Source organism: Pseudomonas sp. B21-010, from assembly GCF_024749325.1.
Taxonomy (GTDB): Bacteria; Pseudomonadota; Gammaproteobacteria; order Pseudomonadales; family Pseudomonadaceae; genus Aquipseudomonas; species Aquipseudomonas kilonensis.
In genome coordinates this window covers 584,147-601,430 of sequence record NZ_CP087198.1, presented here as the reverse complement: position 1 = coordinate 601,430, position 17,284 = coordinate 584,147, and the positions used below count along the sequence as shown (strand labels likewise).

The 17,284-nt window shown below is 61.6% G+C and carries 9 protein-coding genes; 5 read left to right on the top strand and 4 right to left on the bottom strand.

Annotated features, from left to right (window positions below; translation table 11 throughout):
- Window positions 1-290: 290 nt before the first annotated feature.
- On the bottom strand, window positions 291-3,242 hold the full coding sequence (glnE, locus tag LOY50_RS02605; protein ID WP_258690249.1) for a bifunctional [glutamate--ammonia ligase]-adenylyl-L-tyrosine phosphorylase/[glutamate--ammonia-ligase] adenylyltransferase: 2,952 nt from the start codon (window positions 3,240-3,242) through the stop codon (window positions 291-293).
- 382 nt (window positions 3,243-3,624) lie between these two features.
- Here glnE and aceE point away from each other — a divergent pair, with 382 nt between their 5' ends.
- The 5 genes from aceE to msrA all read left to right on the top strand — a co-directional run bounded on the left by aceE (window position 3,625) and on the right by msrA (window position 13,315).
- Window positions 3,625-6,270: a pyruvate dehydrogenase (acetyl-transferring), homodimeric type gene (aceE, locus tag LOY50_RS02600; RefSeq protein ID WP_053177864.1), complete on the top strand. Its 2,646-nt coding sequence runs from the start codon at window positions 3,625-3,627 to the stop codon at window positions 6,268-6,270.
- Between the two features lie 11 nt (window positions 6,271-6,281).
- Window positions 6,282-7,922 (top strand): dihydrolipoyllysine-residue acetyltransferase, encoded by a 1,641-nt coding sequence (gene aceF / locus LOY50_RS02595; RefSeq protein ID WP_253471187.1) that lies wholly within the window; start codon window positions 6,282-6,284, stop codon window positions 7,920-7,922.
- A 392-nt stretch (window positions 7,923-8,314) separates the two neighbouring features.
- Complete coding sequence (locus tag LOY50_RS02590) at window positions 8,315-9,706, top strand: alkaline phosphatase D family protein (protein ID WP_258690248.1); 1,392 nt, start codon at window positions 8,315-8,317, stop codon at window positions 9,704-9,706.
- A 182-nt stretch (window positions 9,707-9,888) separates the two neighbouring features.
- Window positions 9,889-12,582 carry a bifunctional diguanylate cyclase/phosphodiesterase gene (locus tag LOY50_RS02585; protein WP_258690247.1) on the top strand — a complete coding sequence of 898 codons (2,694 nt, stop codon included), beginning with the start codon at window positions 9,889-9,891 and terminating at the stop codon, window positions 12,580-12,582.
- An 85-nt stretch (window positions 12,583-12,667) separates the two neighbouring features.
- Entirely contained in the window at window positions 12,668-13,315 is a 648-nt protein-coding gene (gene msrA / locus LOY50_RS02580) for a peptide-methionine (S)-S-oxide reductase MsrA (RefSeq protein WP_214511502.1), read from the top strand.
- 218 nt (window positions 13,316-13,533) lie between these two features.
- Here the strand turns inward: msrA and LOY50_RS02575 are convergent, their stop codons facing one another.
- The 3 genes from LOY50_RS02575 to LOY50_RS02565 all read right to left on the bottom strand — a co-directional run bounded on the left by LOY50_RS02575 (window position 13,534) and on the right by LOY50_RS02565 (window position 17,237).
- A complete protein-coding gene (locus LOY50_RS02575; protein WP_003197086.1) occupies window positions 13,534-14,373 on the bottom strand; it encodes a 23S rRNA (adenine(2030)-N(6))-methyltransferase RlmJ in 840 nt (279 codons plus the stop codon).
- An 81-nt stretch (window positions 14,374-14,454) separates the two neighbouring features.
- Window positions 14,455-15,186 (bottom strand): DUF4123 domain-containing protein, encoded by a 732-nt coding sequence (locus LOY50_RS02570; RefSeq protein ID WP_253471181.1) that lies wholly within the window; start codon window positions 15,184-15,186, stop codon window positions 14,455-14,457.
- Window positions 15,183-17,237 carry a type VI secretion system tip protein VgrG gene (locus LOY50_RS02565; RefSeq protein ID WP_258690246.1) on the bottom strand — a complete coding sequence of 685 codons (2,055 nt, stop codon included), beginning with the start codon at window positions 17,235-17,237 and terminating at the stop codon, window positions 15,183-15,185. Before LOY50_RS02565 ends, LOY50_RS02570 begins: the two co-directional genes overlap by 4 nt.
- Window positions 17,238-17,284 lie beyond the last annotated feature (47 nt).

The following is a 17,284-nucleotide window of genomic DNA, read 5'->3' as shown; positions in this document are numbered from 1 at the left end:
GCTCCCACAAGGGGTCTGCATATATCTTCAGCACGGTGCAACACCACAAATCCACTGTGGGAGCGAGCTTGCTCGCGAAGAGGTCGGCACATCCAACATCAATGTCGCCTGACACTCCGCTATCGCGAGCAAGCACGCTCCCACAAGGGGTCTGCATATGTCTTCAGCACGGTGCAACACCGCAAATCCACTGTGGGAGCGAGCTTGCTCGCGATGAGGCCGGCACATCCAACATCAATGTCGCCTGACACTCCGTCATCGCGAGCAAGCTCGCTCCCACATTTAAATCTTCAGCTCAGGCCCAGCTCCCGCCAGATCCGCAGTACCTGCTGGCGTTCATCCACGAACTGGTCGCCTGCGATCACCCCGGCATCTTTCTGCAAGGCCTGGCGGTGAGCGGCGGAGCGGTAGGCTTTGTAGGCTTCGCGCAACAGCGTGGCATCTTCGGCCGGCATCAGCCCGACCTCCTGCAACCCGTCCAGAATGCGGATGTTATCGGTGTAGCGCACCAGCGACGGATGTTCCTCGGACCACGCCAGGGCCGCGTATTGCACCATAAATTCAATATCGACGATACCTCCGGCATCCTGCTTGAGGTCGAAGGGCGCCGTGGCCTCGAAGGCATTCGGCGCGGTCCCGGCGGCAGTGGCCTTGCTGCCAAGGTTGTCGCGCATCTTGGCGCGCATCTCGCTGACCTCCTGGCGCAGCGTCGGCAAGTCACGCTTGCGTCCCAACACCTGGACGCGGACCTTCTCGAACGCCTGGCCCACGTCCTGGCTGCCCACCAGCACCCGCGCCCGTACCAACGCCTGATGCTCCCAGGTCCAGGCTTCGTTCTCCTGGTAACGGGCAAAAGCCCCGAGTGAACTGACCAGCAACCCCGACGCCCCGGATGGCCGCAGGCGCATATCCACTTCATACAGCTGCCCGGAGTTGGTCTGGGCAGTCAGCAGGTGAATGATCCGCTGGCCCAGCCGGGTGAAGAACTGTGCACCGTCGATGGGTTTCGGGCCGTCGGTTTCCGCGTGCGGGTCGCCATCGTGGATGAACACCAGGTCCAGGTCGGAACCATGCCCCAATTCCAGGCCGCCGACTTTCCCATAACCGACAATAATGAAGCCCGGATCGCACAGACTGCCATCGGTGCGCAATGGCACGCCGTGCTTGGCGGCCGTCTGGCGCCAGGCCAGGGCCAGCACTTGTTCGAGAATCGCCTCGGCCAGCCAGGTCAGGTAATCGCTGACTTTCATCAGCGGCAGGCTGCCGGAGATTTCCGAGGCGGCCACCCGCAGGCGGTGCGCCAGCTTGAAATGCCGCAGCGCCTCCATTTGTTGCTCAAGGTCATCCTCGGGGATGCGCGTCAGGCGCTCACGCAACTCCGCCGCCAACTCCGGCGCCAAGGGCGGCTTGAACAGCCGGCCCTCATTGAGCAATTCATCGAGCAGCAAGGGGAAACGGGTGATTTGTTCAGCAATCCACGGGCTCGCTGCGCACAACGTCAGCAAACGACGCAGGGCGCCGGGGTTTTCCGTCAACAGCACCAGGTAGGCCGAACGGCGGGCCACGGCCTCGACCAAGGGCAGCACCCGCTCCAGCACCAGGTCCGGATCGGCATGTTCCACGGCCTGGGCCAGCAGGCGTGGAATAAAGGCATCCAGACGCTCGCGCCCCAGGCGCTGCATGGCGCGCAGTTGCGGGCTGCCGCGCAGGGCGGCCAAGGCCTTGAGGGCTTTGGGTGCGTCGACGAAGCCGCCCTCCTCCAACTGACGACACGCCGCCTCTTCATCCTGGCTGTCTTCCCACAACGGCAACCATTCGCCGCCCACCACCACTTCGCTTTCGCCACCCGCCTCTTCGTCCGGGTCGGCGATGACCTGGCCGAAATGCCAGGCCACACGCCCGCGCCAGTACATCAATTGCTCGTGAAAGGCCGACCAGTCGGCAAAACCCAGCATGAACGCAATGCGCGCCTGGTCCTGCGGGTTGTCCGGCAACATCTGGGTCTGGCGGTCGGCGATGGCCTGGATCGCATGTTCGGTATAACGCAGGAATTCGTAGCCTTGGCGCAGCTCGTCGATCACCTTGGCCGGCAGATAGCCCTGGCCTTCCAGGGTCCCCAACACCTTGAGCAGCGGACGCTGCTGCAAGCTCAGGTCGCGACCGCCGTGGATCAGTTGGAACGCCTGGGCAATGAACTCCACCTCACGAATGCCGCCCGAGCCCAGCTTGATGTTGTCGGCCATGCCCTTGCGCCGCACCTCCTGCTGGATCAACTGCTTCATGGTGCGCAGCGCTTCGATGGCGGAAAAATCCAGGTAACGGCGATAGACGAACGGGCGCAGCATGTCGAGCAATTGCGCGCCCGCCACCTGGTCGCCCGCCACCACGCGCGCCTTGATCATGGCGTAGCGTTCCCAGTCGCGGCCCTGGTCCTGGTAATACTGCTCCAGGGCATTGAAGCTCAGCACCAGCGCCCCGGCCGAGCCGTAGGGGCGCAGGCGCATGTCAACGCGGAAGACAAAACCGTCGACGGTCATCGGATCCAGGGCCTTGATCAAGCGCTGGCCGACACGGATGAAAAATTCCTGGTTATCCAGCGGTCGCTTGACGCCCACGGTTTCGCCACCCTCGGGGTAGGCGAAGATCAGGTCGATGTCCGACGACAGGTTCAGCTCCACGGCACCCAGCTTGCCCATGCCCAGGATGACCATCTGCTGCGGCTCGCCGCTGCGTCGTCCGGTGGGTACGCCGAATTGCTGGCTGAGGCGCTGGTACAACCATTGATAGGCCTGGTCGATGCAGGTGTCGGCCATGTCCGAGAGGTCGCGGCAGGTCTGGACCAGGTCGGCCTGGCGGGTCAGGTCGCGCCAGATGATCCGTACCTGCTGGCGGGTGCGCTGGCGGCGCAGGACGCGGCCCAGCTCTTCTTCAGTCTCGGCGGCCTGCACGGCGGCACCGATCTGCGCGCACATTTCACCGGGCGCCAGACTGCGGTCCAGCTCGCCGCTGCGCACCAGCTCCAGCAGCATCACCGGGTCGCGGACACTCTGCTCGATGAAAAAGTCGCTGGCGGCGGCAATACGATTGAACGCCTCCCAACGCTGCGGGGGCCAGGCCGACAGCCCGTGGTCGTCGTCGAACAAGGCGACCACCGCACGGAACGACTGCTCGGCACGACTGACCAATGACTGGAGAATGGCCGGTACCGTTTGCGGTATTGGGGCAAGCGAGGGCAGGCTCATGGTCTATCCTTGATCGGCGCGGGGGAGGCTGGATGTAGTGTTTTTTCAAAAGACACTACCTGATCGACTGTCGAACAAAGATGATAAATAGCTGAAAATCTGATTTTATTGGCAGCCGGCATCAAGTTTTTACCTGTTCGAGTTGGCTAAAGACCAACAGTAACGATTATTCTCACAACGAAACGAGGGGCCATAAGCCGCTCATGTGTAGTTTTACTACTCGTCTATACATTCGAAAGGCTGAAACGGCCGACGATTTGTAGTAAAACTACACGCCGCCGAAACAACCTTCGGCAATCCAAGAATTTATATCGTCTGCCCACAAGGCCAGTCGCAAACTCAGGCAACCGATTCTGGTAGCCTTTCCGCCCTGGAGCAAGCCATGCAAGACCTCGATCCCGTCGAAACCCAGGAATGGCTGGACGCCCTGGAATCGGTTCTCGACAAAGAAGGCGAAGACCGTGCTCATTATCTGATGACCCGTATGGGCGAACTCGCAACCCGCAGCGGTTCGCAACTGCCTTACGCCATCACCACGCCGTACCGCAACACAATCCCCGTCACCCACGAAGCACGCATGCCTGGCGACCTGTTCATGGAACGCCGCATTCGCTCGTTGGTACGCTGGAACGCGATGGCCATGGTGATGCGTACGAACCTGAAAGATTCTGACCTGGGCGGTCACATCTCCAGCTTCGCCTCCAGCGCAACCCTGTACGACATCGGCTTCAACTACTTCTTCCAGGCCCCGACCGACGAACATGGCGGTGACCTGATCTACTTCCAGGGCCACACCTCCCCAGGCGTCTACGCCCGTGCGTTCATGGAAGGCCGCATCACCGAAGAGCAGATGAACAACTTCCGCCAGGAAGTGGACGGTCAGGGCCTGTCGTCCTACCCGCACCCTTGGCTGATGCCCGACTTCTGGCAGTTCCCGACTGTATCCATGGGCCTGGGCCCGATCCAGGCGATCTACCAGGCACGTTTCATGAAGTACCTGGAAGCCCGTGGCTTCATCCCGGAAGGCAAGCAGAAAGTCTGGTGCTTCCTGGGCGATGGCGAGTGCGACGAGCCGGAATCCCTCGGTGCGATCTCCCTGGCCGGCCGCGAGAAGCTCGACAACCTGATCTTCGTCATCAACTGCAACCTGCAGCGCCTCGACGGCCCGGTTCGCGGCAACGGCAAGATCATCCAGGAGCTCGAAGGCGTATTCCGCGGTGCCCAGTGGAACGTGACCAAAGTCATCTGGGGCCGTTTCTGGGACCCACTGCTGGCCAAGGACGTCGACGGTATCCTGCAACGTCGCATGGACGAAGTCATCGACGGCGAGTACCAGAACTACAAAGCCAAAGACGGCGCGTTCGTGCGTGAACACTTCTTCAACACGCCTGAACTCAAGGCAATGGTTGCAGACCTGTCCGACGACGAGATCTGGAAACTCAACCGTGGCGGCCACGACCCGTACAAGGTCTACGCGGCGTACCACGAAGCGGTCAACCACAAAGAACAACCTACCGTCATCCTGGCCAAGACCATCAAGGGTTATGGCACCGGTGCCGGCGAAGCGAAGAACACTGCGCACAACACCAAGAAAGTCGATGTCGACAGCTTGAAGTTGTTCCGTGATCGCTTCGACATTCCGGTCAAAGACGACGAGCTGGAGAACCTGCCGTTCTTCAAGCCAGAGCCAAACAGCGCCGAAGCCCGCTACCTGAGCGAGCGCCGCACTGCACTGGGCGGTTTCGTGCCGCAGCGCCGCGCGCAAAGCTTCAGCGTGCCGACCCCATCGCTGGATACCCTCAAGGCTATCCTCGACGGCTCGGGCGACCGTGAAATCTCCACCACCATGGCCTTCGTGCGGATCCTCGCGCAACTGGTCAAGGACAAGGAAATCGGCCCGCGCATCGTCCCGATCATTCCGGACGAAGCCCGTACCTTCGGTATGGAAGGCATGTTCCGTCAGTTGGGCATCTACTCCTCCGTCGGCCAGCTCTACGAGCCAGTCGATAAAGACCAGGTGATGTTCTACAAGGAAGACAAGAAGGGCCAGATCCTCGAAGAAGGCATCAACGAAGCAGGTGCCATGAGCTCCTTCATCGCTGCCGGCACTTCGTACTCCAGCCACAACCAGCCGATGCTGCCGTTCTACATCTTCTACTCGATGTTCGGCTTCCAGCGTATCGGTGACCTGGCCTGGGCCGCTGGCGACAGCCGCACCCGTGGCTTCCTGATCGGCGGCACCGCTGGCCGGACCACACTGAACGGCGAAGGCCTGCAACACGAAGACGGTCACAGCCACATCCTGGCTGCCACCATCCCGAACTGCCGCACCTTTGATCCAACCTACGGCTACGAGCTGGCGGTGATCATCCAGGACGGCATGAAGAAGATGACCGAAGAGCAACAGGACGTCTTCTACTACATCACCGTGATGAACGAGTCCTACCAGCAGCCAGCCATGCCGGCCGGCGCCCCGGAAGGCATCATCAAGGGCATGTACCTGCTCGAAGAAGACACCCGCGAAGCGGCGCACCACGTCCAGTTGATGGGCTCCGGCACCATCCTGCGCGAAGTGCGTGAGGCAGCGAAGATCCTGCGTGAAGAATTCAACGTCGGTGCCGACGTCTGGAGTGTCACCAGCTTCAACGAACTGCGTCGCGACGGCCTGGCCGTAGAACGCAGCAACCGCCTGCACCCTGGCCAGAAGCCAAAGCTGAGCTACGTCGAAGAATGCCTGAACGGCCGCAAAGGTCCGGTCATCGCCTCTACCGACTACATGAAGCTGTTCGCCGAGCAGATCCGCCAGTGGGTTCCTTCCAAGGAATTCAAAGTGCTGGGCACCGACGGTTTCGGCCGTAGCGACAGCCGCAAGAAACTGCGTCACTTCTTCGAAGTCGACCGTAAGTTCGTTGTGTTGGCAGCCCTGGAAGCCCTGGCTGACCGTGGCGATATCGAACCCAAGGTGGTGGCCGAGGCCATCGTCAAGTTCGGCATCGATCCAGAAAAACGCAACCCACTGGACTGCTGAGGAGAATTTTCGTGAGCGAACTCATTCGCGTACCTGACATCGGCAGCGGTGAAGGTGAAGTAATTGAACTGTTTGTGAAGGTCGGCGACCGTATCGAAGCCGACCAGAGCATCCTGACGCTTGAATCGGACAAGGCCAGCATGGAAGTGCCTGCGCCGAAGGCCGGTGTCATCAAGAGCCTGAAAGTGAAGCTGGGCGACCGCCTGAAAGAAGGCGACGAACTGCTGGAGCTGGAAGTCGAAGGCGCCGCTGCGGCACCTGAAGCGGCTGCTCCGACTGCTGCACCGGCGGCGGCTGAAAAACCTGCCGCTGCACCGGCTGCTGCGGCAGCTCCAGCTCCGGCTGCAGCGCCTGCCGCTGCCACGGTCCAGGACATTCATGTCCCGGACATCGGCTCGTCGGGCAAGGCCAAGATCATCGAAGTGCTGGTCAAGGTGGGCGACACCGTCGAAGCCGACCAGTCGCTGATCACCCTGGAATCCGACAAGGCCAGCATGGAAATCCCATCGCCGGCTGCCGGCGTGGTGGAAAGCATCGCGGTCAAGCTGGAAGATGAAGTGGGCACAGGCGATTTCATCCTCAAGCTGAAAGTAGCCGGTGCCGCCGCACCTGCCGCGCCAGCCCAAGCCGCTGCGCCTGCCGCCAAAGCTGAAGCCGCTCCGGCTCCGGCTCCGGCTGCCGCGCCAGCCGCCAAGGCCGAGGCTGCTCCGGTTGCCGCCGCGCCTGCGCCAAGCGGTGCCAAGGTGCACGCCGGCCCTGCGGTGCGTCAGCTGGCTCGTGAATTCGGTGTCGAGCTGTCCGCCGTCGGCCCAAGCGGCCCTCACGGTCGTGTGCTGAAAGAAGACGTGCAAGCCTACGTCAAGGCCATGATGCAGAAGGCCAAGAACGCACCGGCCGAAGGCGCCACCGGCGGCGCGGGTATCCCGCCGATTCCGGCGGTGGACTTCAGCCGCTTCGGCGAAACCGAAGAAGTGGCCATGACTCGCCTGATGCAGATCGGCGCGTCGAGCCTGCACCGCAGCTGGCTGAACATCCCGCACGTGACTCAGTTCGACCAGGCTGATATCACCGAGCTGGAAGCCTTCCGCGTCGCGCAGAAAGCCGTGGCGGAAAAGGCCGGCGTGAAGCTGACCGTACTGCCTCTGCTGCTCAAGGCCTGTGCGCACCTGCTCAAGGAACTGCCGGACTTCAACGCCTCCCTGGCCCCAAGCGGCAAGGCTGTGATCCGCAAGAAATACGTGCACATCGGCTTTGCCGTCGACACCCCGGAAGGCCTGCTGGTACCGGTCATCCGCAACGTCGACCAGAAGAGCCTGCTGCAACTGGCTGCCGAAGCCGCTGCCCTGGCCGAAAAAGCCCGGAACAAGAAGCTCACCGCCGACGACATGCAAGGCGCCTGCTTCACCATTTCCAGTCTCGGCCACATTGGCGGCACCGGCTTCACGCCGATCGTCAACGCGCCGGAAGTGGCGATCCTGGGTGTTTCCAAGGCCACCATCCAGCCTGTCTGGGACGGTAAAGCCTTCCAGCCGAAGCTGATGCTGCCACTGTCGCTGTCCTACGATCACCGTGTGATCAACGGCGCCGCCGCTGCACGCTTCACCAAGCGTCTGAGCGACCTGTTGGGCGACATCCGCACCATCCTGCTGTAACACCGGGCGGCCCTCCCTTGCGGAGGGCCATTCGGAGCACTGTTTTCCGAGCGCCACGCTCGTACCTCAACCCCGCCCGTTTGGCGGGGCTTTTTTTGCCTGGAATTCCAGCCTGGATGCTGGATGTGCCGGCCTCATCGCGAGCAAGCTCGCTCCCACAGGAGCAGCACAAGTCCTTTGTGGGAGCGAGCTTGCTCGCGATGACGGAAGGTCAGGCGGCGCGGCAACTTTCCTACCCCGCAAGTTTGAAATGACTACGCCCCCTGTTAGTCATTACCCACAACTTGCGCCCTCTCCTCGATCAATATTTATCCCGCATCGAGCTTTAGCATCAGAGCCTCATGGCAACTTGATGCTTGCCCTCACTACTGAAACTTCGAATGGATTCGAATATGTTCAAACCTACCGTTGGCCCCATTGTCGGCCACACGACAACGGACCACGCCCGGATATTCCTGCGGGGCGATCGCGGCAACAACCGGGTATTCGCCGGTATTCGCCACCGGCGCCAAGGCGATACACGCTGGTCGAAAGGGCATTTTGTCCAATTGAAGGCCTACCGCGACATGTCCGATGTCATCGTGCTGAAAGGCCTTCAACCCGATACCGCCTACGAGTACCAGGCCGGCTGGTTCAGCCCCCTGAGCCCGACCCATACCGTGGAAACCGTCCAGGAACTGCCGCTGCAATGGCCCAGGAACACCTACTGCCTACGCACGCCGGCCAGCAAAACCGATGCGCCACGCGCTTACATCGTGGGCTCTTGTCGCTACTTGCGAATCGCCGCCGGCACCCCGTTGCTACCGGGGCTTGGGGACCGCACCTTTGCCGGTATCAACCGCATCGTGGCGCAGGCCGCCCCACCGATCAGCGCGGTATTGATGACCGGCGATCAGGTTTATCTGGATGACCTGAATGTCATCGGACCGGACCGAACCTATCAGAACATCCTTTTCAGATACCGATCGGTATTTAGCCAGCCGCATATCCGCAAACTGATGTCTGGCACCCCTACCTACATGATCCTTGACGACCATGAGATCGAAGACAACTGGCCCGCCAGGAAAACCGTCAACGACGACGTTCTATACGCCAATGCCATGGGCGCTTATGGGCTTTATCAGGCCAGCCACGGGCCCGCCCATGAACTGTCGAGCGACGGAACATTACACAAGTCGTTAACCCGCTACTGGTACACCTTCACCCACGGCGATATCCAATGGTTCGTCACCGACAGCCGGACGCAACGCAACCTGTCGGCGAATGACCGGCGCATCCTCGACGAGGAACAGGAACAGTCCCTGCTCCAATGGCTCATCGACAGCCCCGCCCGGGTCAAACTCGTCGTGACCAGCGTCATGTTCTTCCCTGACAGCAGGCACGATGACGGCGATGCCTGGCAGGCCTTCCCGGAACAACGCCTGCGCCTTCTGGAAACCATACGCCGCCATCGGATCAAAAACGTGATTTTCGTCTCGGGCGATGTCCACGGCTCCATGACCAGCCGCCTGCGTCACAGCGCGGATCCTGATTTCGAGGTCAATACCGTCGTTTCCTCACCGTTCTACAACAGTAAATTGCTGCCTTTTGCGAAAGTCTCGGATTTTATTTTCCACAGCCCCATGGCCCGCACCAAAAGCGGTCAGTACCACTATGAACTGACCAGCAAAGTGGTGAGCCAGGACAACTTCGCCTGCCTGCATGTCACGGCCCAGAGCCTTCAAGTCACCTTCCACGACCGGGACGGCAACCCCTTGCAGGCGGTCGATATCCCACTGCAATGATCTTCCTTGCCCTCTGATCGGTCGGCGACTGGAGAAATCCTCTTGTCGGCCGATAAAGGGTTTATAGCACTTGGCCTTCATCTCTCTTGTCAGCCAGTGCCGCAATGATGCAACCTTGCGCCAATCCGTAATAACGAGGGCGTCAGCCCGGCGCGATCAGCATTTTCGAAGCGAGTTTCCCCATGAAAAGCCAACCCGATGCCGCCAGCCGTATGGCGGCCGAGGTAGTGACGCAGTTACCGGTGCCCTCGCGGCTCGGTATGCTGCGTTTCGAACGGCTGAATGAAGCAAGCTGGGCGCTGTTGTTCCTCGATCCCAACTGCGAGCGATACTTCGGCCTGCCGGCGGTAGAGCTGTGCTCGCTGGTCAGTGCGCCTTACGCCAGCTTGATGGAGCCCGAAGCACGCTATCAGTTGCACGACGCCATCCAGCAACAATTGGCCCAGGCCACGCATTACCAGATTCGCTACACGCTCCACACCGCCAAGGGTCCGATGAACGTGCTGGAGACGGGTGAGGCCTATAAGCAACACAATCGTCATCTGCTGCGCGGTTACCTGCTGGCGGTGGACGATTTGCTGCAAGGCGAACCCTCCGTGCCGGCCCTGGACCTGGAAACCCAGAATTCACGCCTGCAGATCGCCCTGGAACTGAACCAGCGCGCCCAGCAAGAGCAACTCCAGCACCTGGACCGGGTACGCGCCCAACAGGACTTGATCCTGCTGCTGACCCGTCAACGCTACAGCGCCAACAACTCCCTGCTCGAAGCCGCCGAACTGATCACCCGCAGCGCCTGCGACATCTACCAGATCGACTGCGCCAGCCTCTGGAATCTGGACGATGGCAAACTGGTTCCGATTTCCGCCTACAACCGCGCGTCCCAGGATTATTTCCTGCCGGCGGTGATCGACGCCAACGACTTTCCCGACTACATGGAAGCGCTGCAGACCAGCCGCGCCATTGACGCCCACAATGCGATACGCGACCCGCGCACCCGGGAAATGGCCGAGAGCCTGCGCGCCCGTGACGTCAATGCCATTCTCGACGCCAGCGTGCGTATCGACGGCCAGGTGGTGGGCGTGCTGTGCCTGGAGCAAGTAGGCGCCACCCGCGCCTGGCAGTCGGATGAAATCGCCTTTGCCGGCGAGCTCGCGGACCAGTTCGCCCAGGTCATCAACAACCATAATCGACGCATCGCCACCAGCGCCCTGCACTTGTTCCAGCGCGCCGTGGAGCAGAGCGCCAACGCGTTCCTGCTGGTCAATTGCGACGGCGTGGTGGAGTACGTCAACCCGAGCTTCACCGCGATCACCCAGTACACCACCGAAGAAGTCCACGGCCAACGCCTCTCGGAACTGCCGGCCCTGGAGAACCTCAGCGAACTGCTGTTCGACGCACCCTCGGCGCTGGCCCAGAGCAACAGTTGGCAGGGTGAGTTCAAGAGTCGGCGCAAGAACCTGGAGCCCTACTGGGGCCAGTTGTCGATTTCCAAGGTCTACGGCGACAACCGTGAGCTGACCCATTACATCGGCATCTACGAAGACATCACCCAGACCAAGCTGGCCCAGCAGCGCATCGAGCGCCTGGCGTACACCGACAACCTGACTAACCTGGGCAACCGTCCGGCGTTCATTCGCAACCTCGATGAACGCTTCGCCCGGGACAGTGATTCGCCCATCAGCCTGCTGCTGGTGGACATCGACAACTTCAAGCGCATCAACGACAGCCTCGGCCACCAGACCGGTGACAAACTGCTGATCAGCCTGGCCCGGCGCCTGCGCAACAGCTTGAGCCCCAGCGGCAGCCTGGCGCGATTTGCCAGTAACGAATTCGCGGTCCTGCTGGACGACACGAGCCTGGAGGCCGGGCAACAGATCGCCAGCCAGTTGCTGATGACCCTCGACAAACCCATGTTCGTCGATAACCAGTTGATCAGCGTGACCGGCTCCGTGGGCCTGGCCTGCGCGCCGCTGCACGGCCGCGATCCACAGACCCTGATGCGCAACGCCGGCCTCGCCCTGCACAAGGCCAAGGCCAACGGCAAGCACCAGGTCCAGGTGTTCACCGAAACACTGAATGCCGAGGCCAGCTACAAGCTGTTCGTGGAAAACAACCTGCGTCGCGCCTTGACCCAGAACGAACTGGACGTGTTCTACCAGCCCAAGTTGTGCCTGCGCAGCGGCCGCCTGCTGGGCATGGAAGCGCTGCTGCGCTGGAACCATCCGGAAAAGGGCATGATCCGCCCGGACCAGTTCATCAGCGTGGCCGAAGAAACCGGCCTGATCATTCCCATCGGCAAATGGATCGCCCGCCAGGCTTGCCGCATGAGCAAACAGCTGACCGCAGCCGGCCTGGGTAACCTGCAAGTGGCGATCAATCTGTCACCCAAGCAGTTTTCCGACCCGGACCTGGTCGCCTCCATCGCCAGCATCCTCAAGGAGGAACAACTGCCGGCCCGGCTGCTGGAACTGGAGCTGACCGAAGGCCTGTTGCTGGAAGCCACCGAAGACACCCACTTGCAGCTCGACCAGCTCAAGCGCCTGGGGCTGACCCTGGCCATGGACGACTTCGGCACCGGTTATTCGTCCTTGAGCTACCTGAAGAAATTCCCGATCGACATCATCAAGATCGATCGCAGCTTCATCCACGAAATCCCGGACAACCAGGACGACATGGAAATCACCTCGGCGGTGATCGCCATGGCCCACAACCTGAAACTCAAGGTCGTGGCCGAAGGCATCGAAACCGCCCAGCAACTGGCGTTTCTGCGGCGCCACCGCTGCGACGTCGGCCAGGGCTACCTGTTCGACCGGCCAATCCCCGGCGCCGAGCTGGTCGAAAAGCTCAAGCGCTACCCGCGCGGGCCTCTGGTCTGACAGCTGCGTATAGCTTGCGGCGGCTTTTCTGAGGCACACTGACGGTCTATTTCGCTCAACTCAATCTGACTGAGAGGACTGATAAATGGTCTTGCGCTCGGAAATCCTGGTGAACAAAAACGTGCTCCCTACTCAAGAACAAGCCCTGCCTGGCCGTGAAACGCCGATGACCGTGCCGGAAAAACACTTCGTCCACGACGCGCCCCTGCTCGGCCCGTTTGCCATGGACGTGGATTTCGCGATCTTCGGCCTCGGCTGCTTCTGGGGCGCGGAGCGCAAGTTCTGGCAGCGCGAAGGCGTGGTCAGTACAGCGGTGGGTTACGCCGGCGGCTTCACGCCGAACCCGACGTATGAAGAAGTCTGTTCGGGTCTGACCGGCCACAGTGAAGTGGTACTGGTGGTCTATGAGCCGGCCAAAGTCAGCTACGAGCAGCTTCTGAAAATGTTCTGGGAACTGCACAACCCGACCCAGGGCATGCGCCAGGGGAATGACATCGGCACCCAGTACCGCTCGGTGATCTATGCCACCAACCCGGCTCAACTGGCGGCGGCCAAACACAGCGAGCAAGTATTCCAGGCCGAGTTGACCAAGGCAGGCAAAGGCACCATCACGACCGAAATCGAAGAAGCACCGACGGTCTACTTCGCCGAGGCTTACCACCAGCAGTACCTGGCGAAAAATCCTGAAGGCTATTGCGGGATTGGCGGTACGGGCGTGACCTGCCCGATCTGACTTTTAAACCCCAGACCCAGTGTGGAAGCTGAGCTTGTGGGAGCAAGGCTTGCCCGCGACGCGGCGGCACATTCAGCGTCGATGCAGCTGAACCACCGTCATCGCGAGCAAGCTCAGCTCCCACAGGGATTTGTGTCAATTGCAGTTCTGTGAACACCTCACATCCCATGTGGGAGCGAGCTTGCTCGCGATAGCGCCCTTCCAGACGCCAGCAAAACTCAGCTTTCAGCGATCAACCAATCCATCTGCCACCCACCCTGGGTCTGCCCCAGCTTTTTCGACAGCCACGGCAGCAGTTCACGCAACTCTTCCTCCAGCCCCCACGGCGGATTGGCAATCGCCAGGCCGGAGCCGTTCAGGCTGTTGGGCGTCGCCAGTGGATGCACCAGCAGCTCCACCCGCAACAGCTTCGGCGCGCCCGTGCCGGCCAGGTCCTGGTAGAAGCGGCGCAACATCCGCTGGTCCTTAACCGGGTACCAGATCGCGGCCACCGTCTGGCGCATCCGGCCAATGGCTTCCTTGAGGGAGGCGGCGCAGCGCTGCATCTCGTCCAGCTGTTCGAAGGGCGGATCGATCAGCATCAGGGCACGCTTCTCTGCCACCGGCAGCAGCGCCCGCGGCACATGCCAACCCTCACCCAGGTGGACCGCCACGCGACGGTCGCCTTTCATGTTGTCCTTGAGCAACACGCCGTCTTCAGGGTGTTTCTCATTGAGCAGCACACGGTCCTGCGAACGGGTCAGGCGCCGCGCCAACTCCGGCGAGCCCGGGTAGTAGCGCAACTGCCCGTCCGGGTTCATCTCGTGCAGCACCTTCATGTAATCGGCGGTCAGCGGCGGCAGATCGCTCTCGCCCCACAACCGCGCAATGCCTTCCAGGTACTCACCGGTACGGTTGGCCTGGTCACCCTGCAAGTCGTACAACCCGATGCCCGCGTGGGTATCGAGGTAGGCGAAGGGCTGCTCCTTGCGCGACATCAAGGCAATGAGGCGGGTCAAGGTCAGGTGTTTGAATACATCGGCGTGATTGCCGGCGTGGAAGGCGTGGCGATAATTCATGGCGGCTCCTGCGAAGGGCGACGAGTTTACCTCGAAGCGCGTCGGACGTCAGGGGTTCGCAGCCCGGCGGACAGGCCACCATCAGACCAGCTCTCGCAGCAAATACGCCTGCAATGGCGCCTTTTGCGCCTCAGTCGGCTCCGATCGCTCAAGAAAGTGGGCAATCTTGCAGCGCAGGACGCTGCCGTCGACCCGCTCGAACACATGCGGATGCTCTTCACCCAGCCAAGTGAGCACGTTGTCCAGCAGACAGTCCGTCGGGCCCTCGGTCATTGCGTCCAACAGTGCGACGGGCACTTGCCACCAGGGAAAAGCCTGGGCCGGCCGCTGGGCATTTCCCACGACCTCAAGGGATTGCCCATTGATCAGACAGCGCTTGATGACCGGCAAGACTTGCCCGGCCTCCACCGCCGTCGATTGCAGGATCGGCCGCATGAAGCGCCCATCCCAAAAACGCAGGAAGACCGGCTTGCCACCGGGCAACAGCACCTGCGTGAGCCCGCGCAGGTGTTCGACAAGGATTTCCTGGCTCACGCACGAAACCGCCAGCCAACCCCAATCGAGGGAGTCGGTGGCGGCTATCCAATCAACAAACCCACTGTCTGCGCTGACCAGCCCTACATAGGGCATGACCGCTTCCCACTCGGCGTACGGCGTGTCGGCCCAGATCGGGCTGGCGACCGAGTTCATCGAGCGCCTCCAGGCCGACAACACCCCGGCGCTACTGGCATTGCTGAAAATGGCGAAAAGTTGCTCGGAGGCCTGCAAGGGGTGGTCCTCAAGCCAGGCGCGGGGAGATTGATCGCTGTTCATGGACGCCCCCGGACATCGATAGATTTGTGAACGACCGGCGGCACTGCACAAGCGCCACTCCTGCAACGCTCGCACTCCTCGCAGAACGGCGCCGAACCTTGGAAACTGAGAGTCTGCGCAAGGGAAAGCGCGGGCGCCGCCGCAGCGACCAGCTTCTCGGCGCTGCCTGGAGAGCCGGATGCCGCGCTCATGACCGCCATCGGCGCCCCACCGACCTCGAGGGGTACGCTGCTGGAAATCCCCCCGGCACCGATGTTGATCCAATGGCCGCCGGCCTGAAGGGTCACGCTCGCGCCCCCGTCCAAGACTACCTGCTGGCCGGCGCTGACATGAAACTGCTGGCTGGCATTCAGGACCTGGCTGGTGACACGAATATGCCGCTCGCCGCTCACCAGCAGATGATCGTCCTGCCGCACTTCTGTCCGGCGTTGACCGTGGGTAAGGCGCTGCTCATCGGCCTTGAGCTCGTGCCGTGCCGCACCGGCGACAACGATGCTGCGCTCGTGATCGACCTGCACCCGCTGGTCATGCAGCACATGCTGGGTCCAGTTGCGCTGGGCCCGCAGGTAGATCTCCTCGGCGCCCTTGCGATCCTCGATGCGCAATTCGTTGTAGCCTGCCCCGCCGGGGCTGCTCTGGCTGCGCCACACGCTGCGGGTCTTGTCCGCAGGCAGGTCCAGCGGCACCGGGTTGGCGCCGTTGGGCAGACACCCGACGACCAACGGCTTGTCCACGTCGCCATCGATGAACCCCACCAGGACTTCCATCCCGACCCGGGGGATCATCACTGCGCCATAGCGATCGTGAGCCCAACCGGAGGCCACGCGCAGCCAGCAGCTGGAATGCTCGTCGCATTGTCCGTCGCGATCCCAGACCAGTTGCACCTTGACCCGTCCGAACTCATCGCAATGGATCTCGCTGTCCACCGGCCCGGTCACCACCGCCGACTGATAACCATGGGCACGGGGCTTTTCGTGATGCAAAGGTGGCCGAAAGAACACGTCCCATGGCGTGGCAAGAAAGGTATTTTTGTAGCCCTGGAATTCATCCGGGCCAGCGGCTGTTTCTTCCAGCACCTGCGGTTGACGGCCATGATGGTCGATCTGCGTCAGGAGCCAGAGATCATTCCACGGTTCCCGGGGATGCTCCTTGATGCGCATGAAATGTCCGCTGACCAGGGCGCTTTCATTGCTGCCGCCTTCTGCCACGCAGTGGTCGGCGCCGTGGCGCTCAAGGGCGCGTCGGGTCAGATGCTTGCCGTCGTCACGGGCGCAGAAACCACCGGGATAGTGATAGTCCTCGAGCACAGGGCGCTGTCGATTGTCGAGTTGGGTTTGCAGTAACAAACCGGGCCTGCGGAAGTCGTAGTCGCGCAACGTCACGGCAGTGGTACGGGTCTGGAGCCGCACTGCCAGGCGCTTGATGGCCGGCTCGTCGGCGGCCATGCCGCTGTCCGGCAGGTATAGCGTCGACTCAGGCAGGCGGTGAAACACCGTCTGGTCGTCACCGAATACCAGCAGATGACCGTCAGGGCGGTGCCTGAAGTGATAATGGATGCCGACTTCGGCGCAGATCCGCTCGATGAAGGCCAGGTCGCTTTCGCCATACTGCACACAATACTCGCGCTCGGGGTATTGCCCGCCCAGCGTGAACTGGCAGGCATCCGCCAGGATCCCGTGATCCTTCAACACCCGGGCAACGATATCGGGCACGTTCAGGTGCTGGAAAACTCGCTGGTTGATGCGATGGCGCAAGTAGGCCAGGCGGGGCACCAGGCTGATCTGATAACGGGTCAGGCGTTTGCCCGAATCCCCCTGGGCCACGCTATAGACCTGACCGTGTATGCCACGGTCCCAATCATCGAACCCCAGAAATGCCTGGCGATGCAGGAGCTCTTCCAGCGCCAGGTCAGACCGCTCGCTGACCAGTTCCAGGTCAAAGCGATAGGGCTGGCTGATGGCTTCCTTGCCCTTGAACTCAAGCACCTTGAGTTCATTCGGCCCGCTGTCGAGCGTCAGCGTGAAACGTGGTTGGTTGGCAGGCGGGAACATCCAATGTGCCTCTGCTGAGTGGAGGCGGGCGATTCTGCACGAGCGAT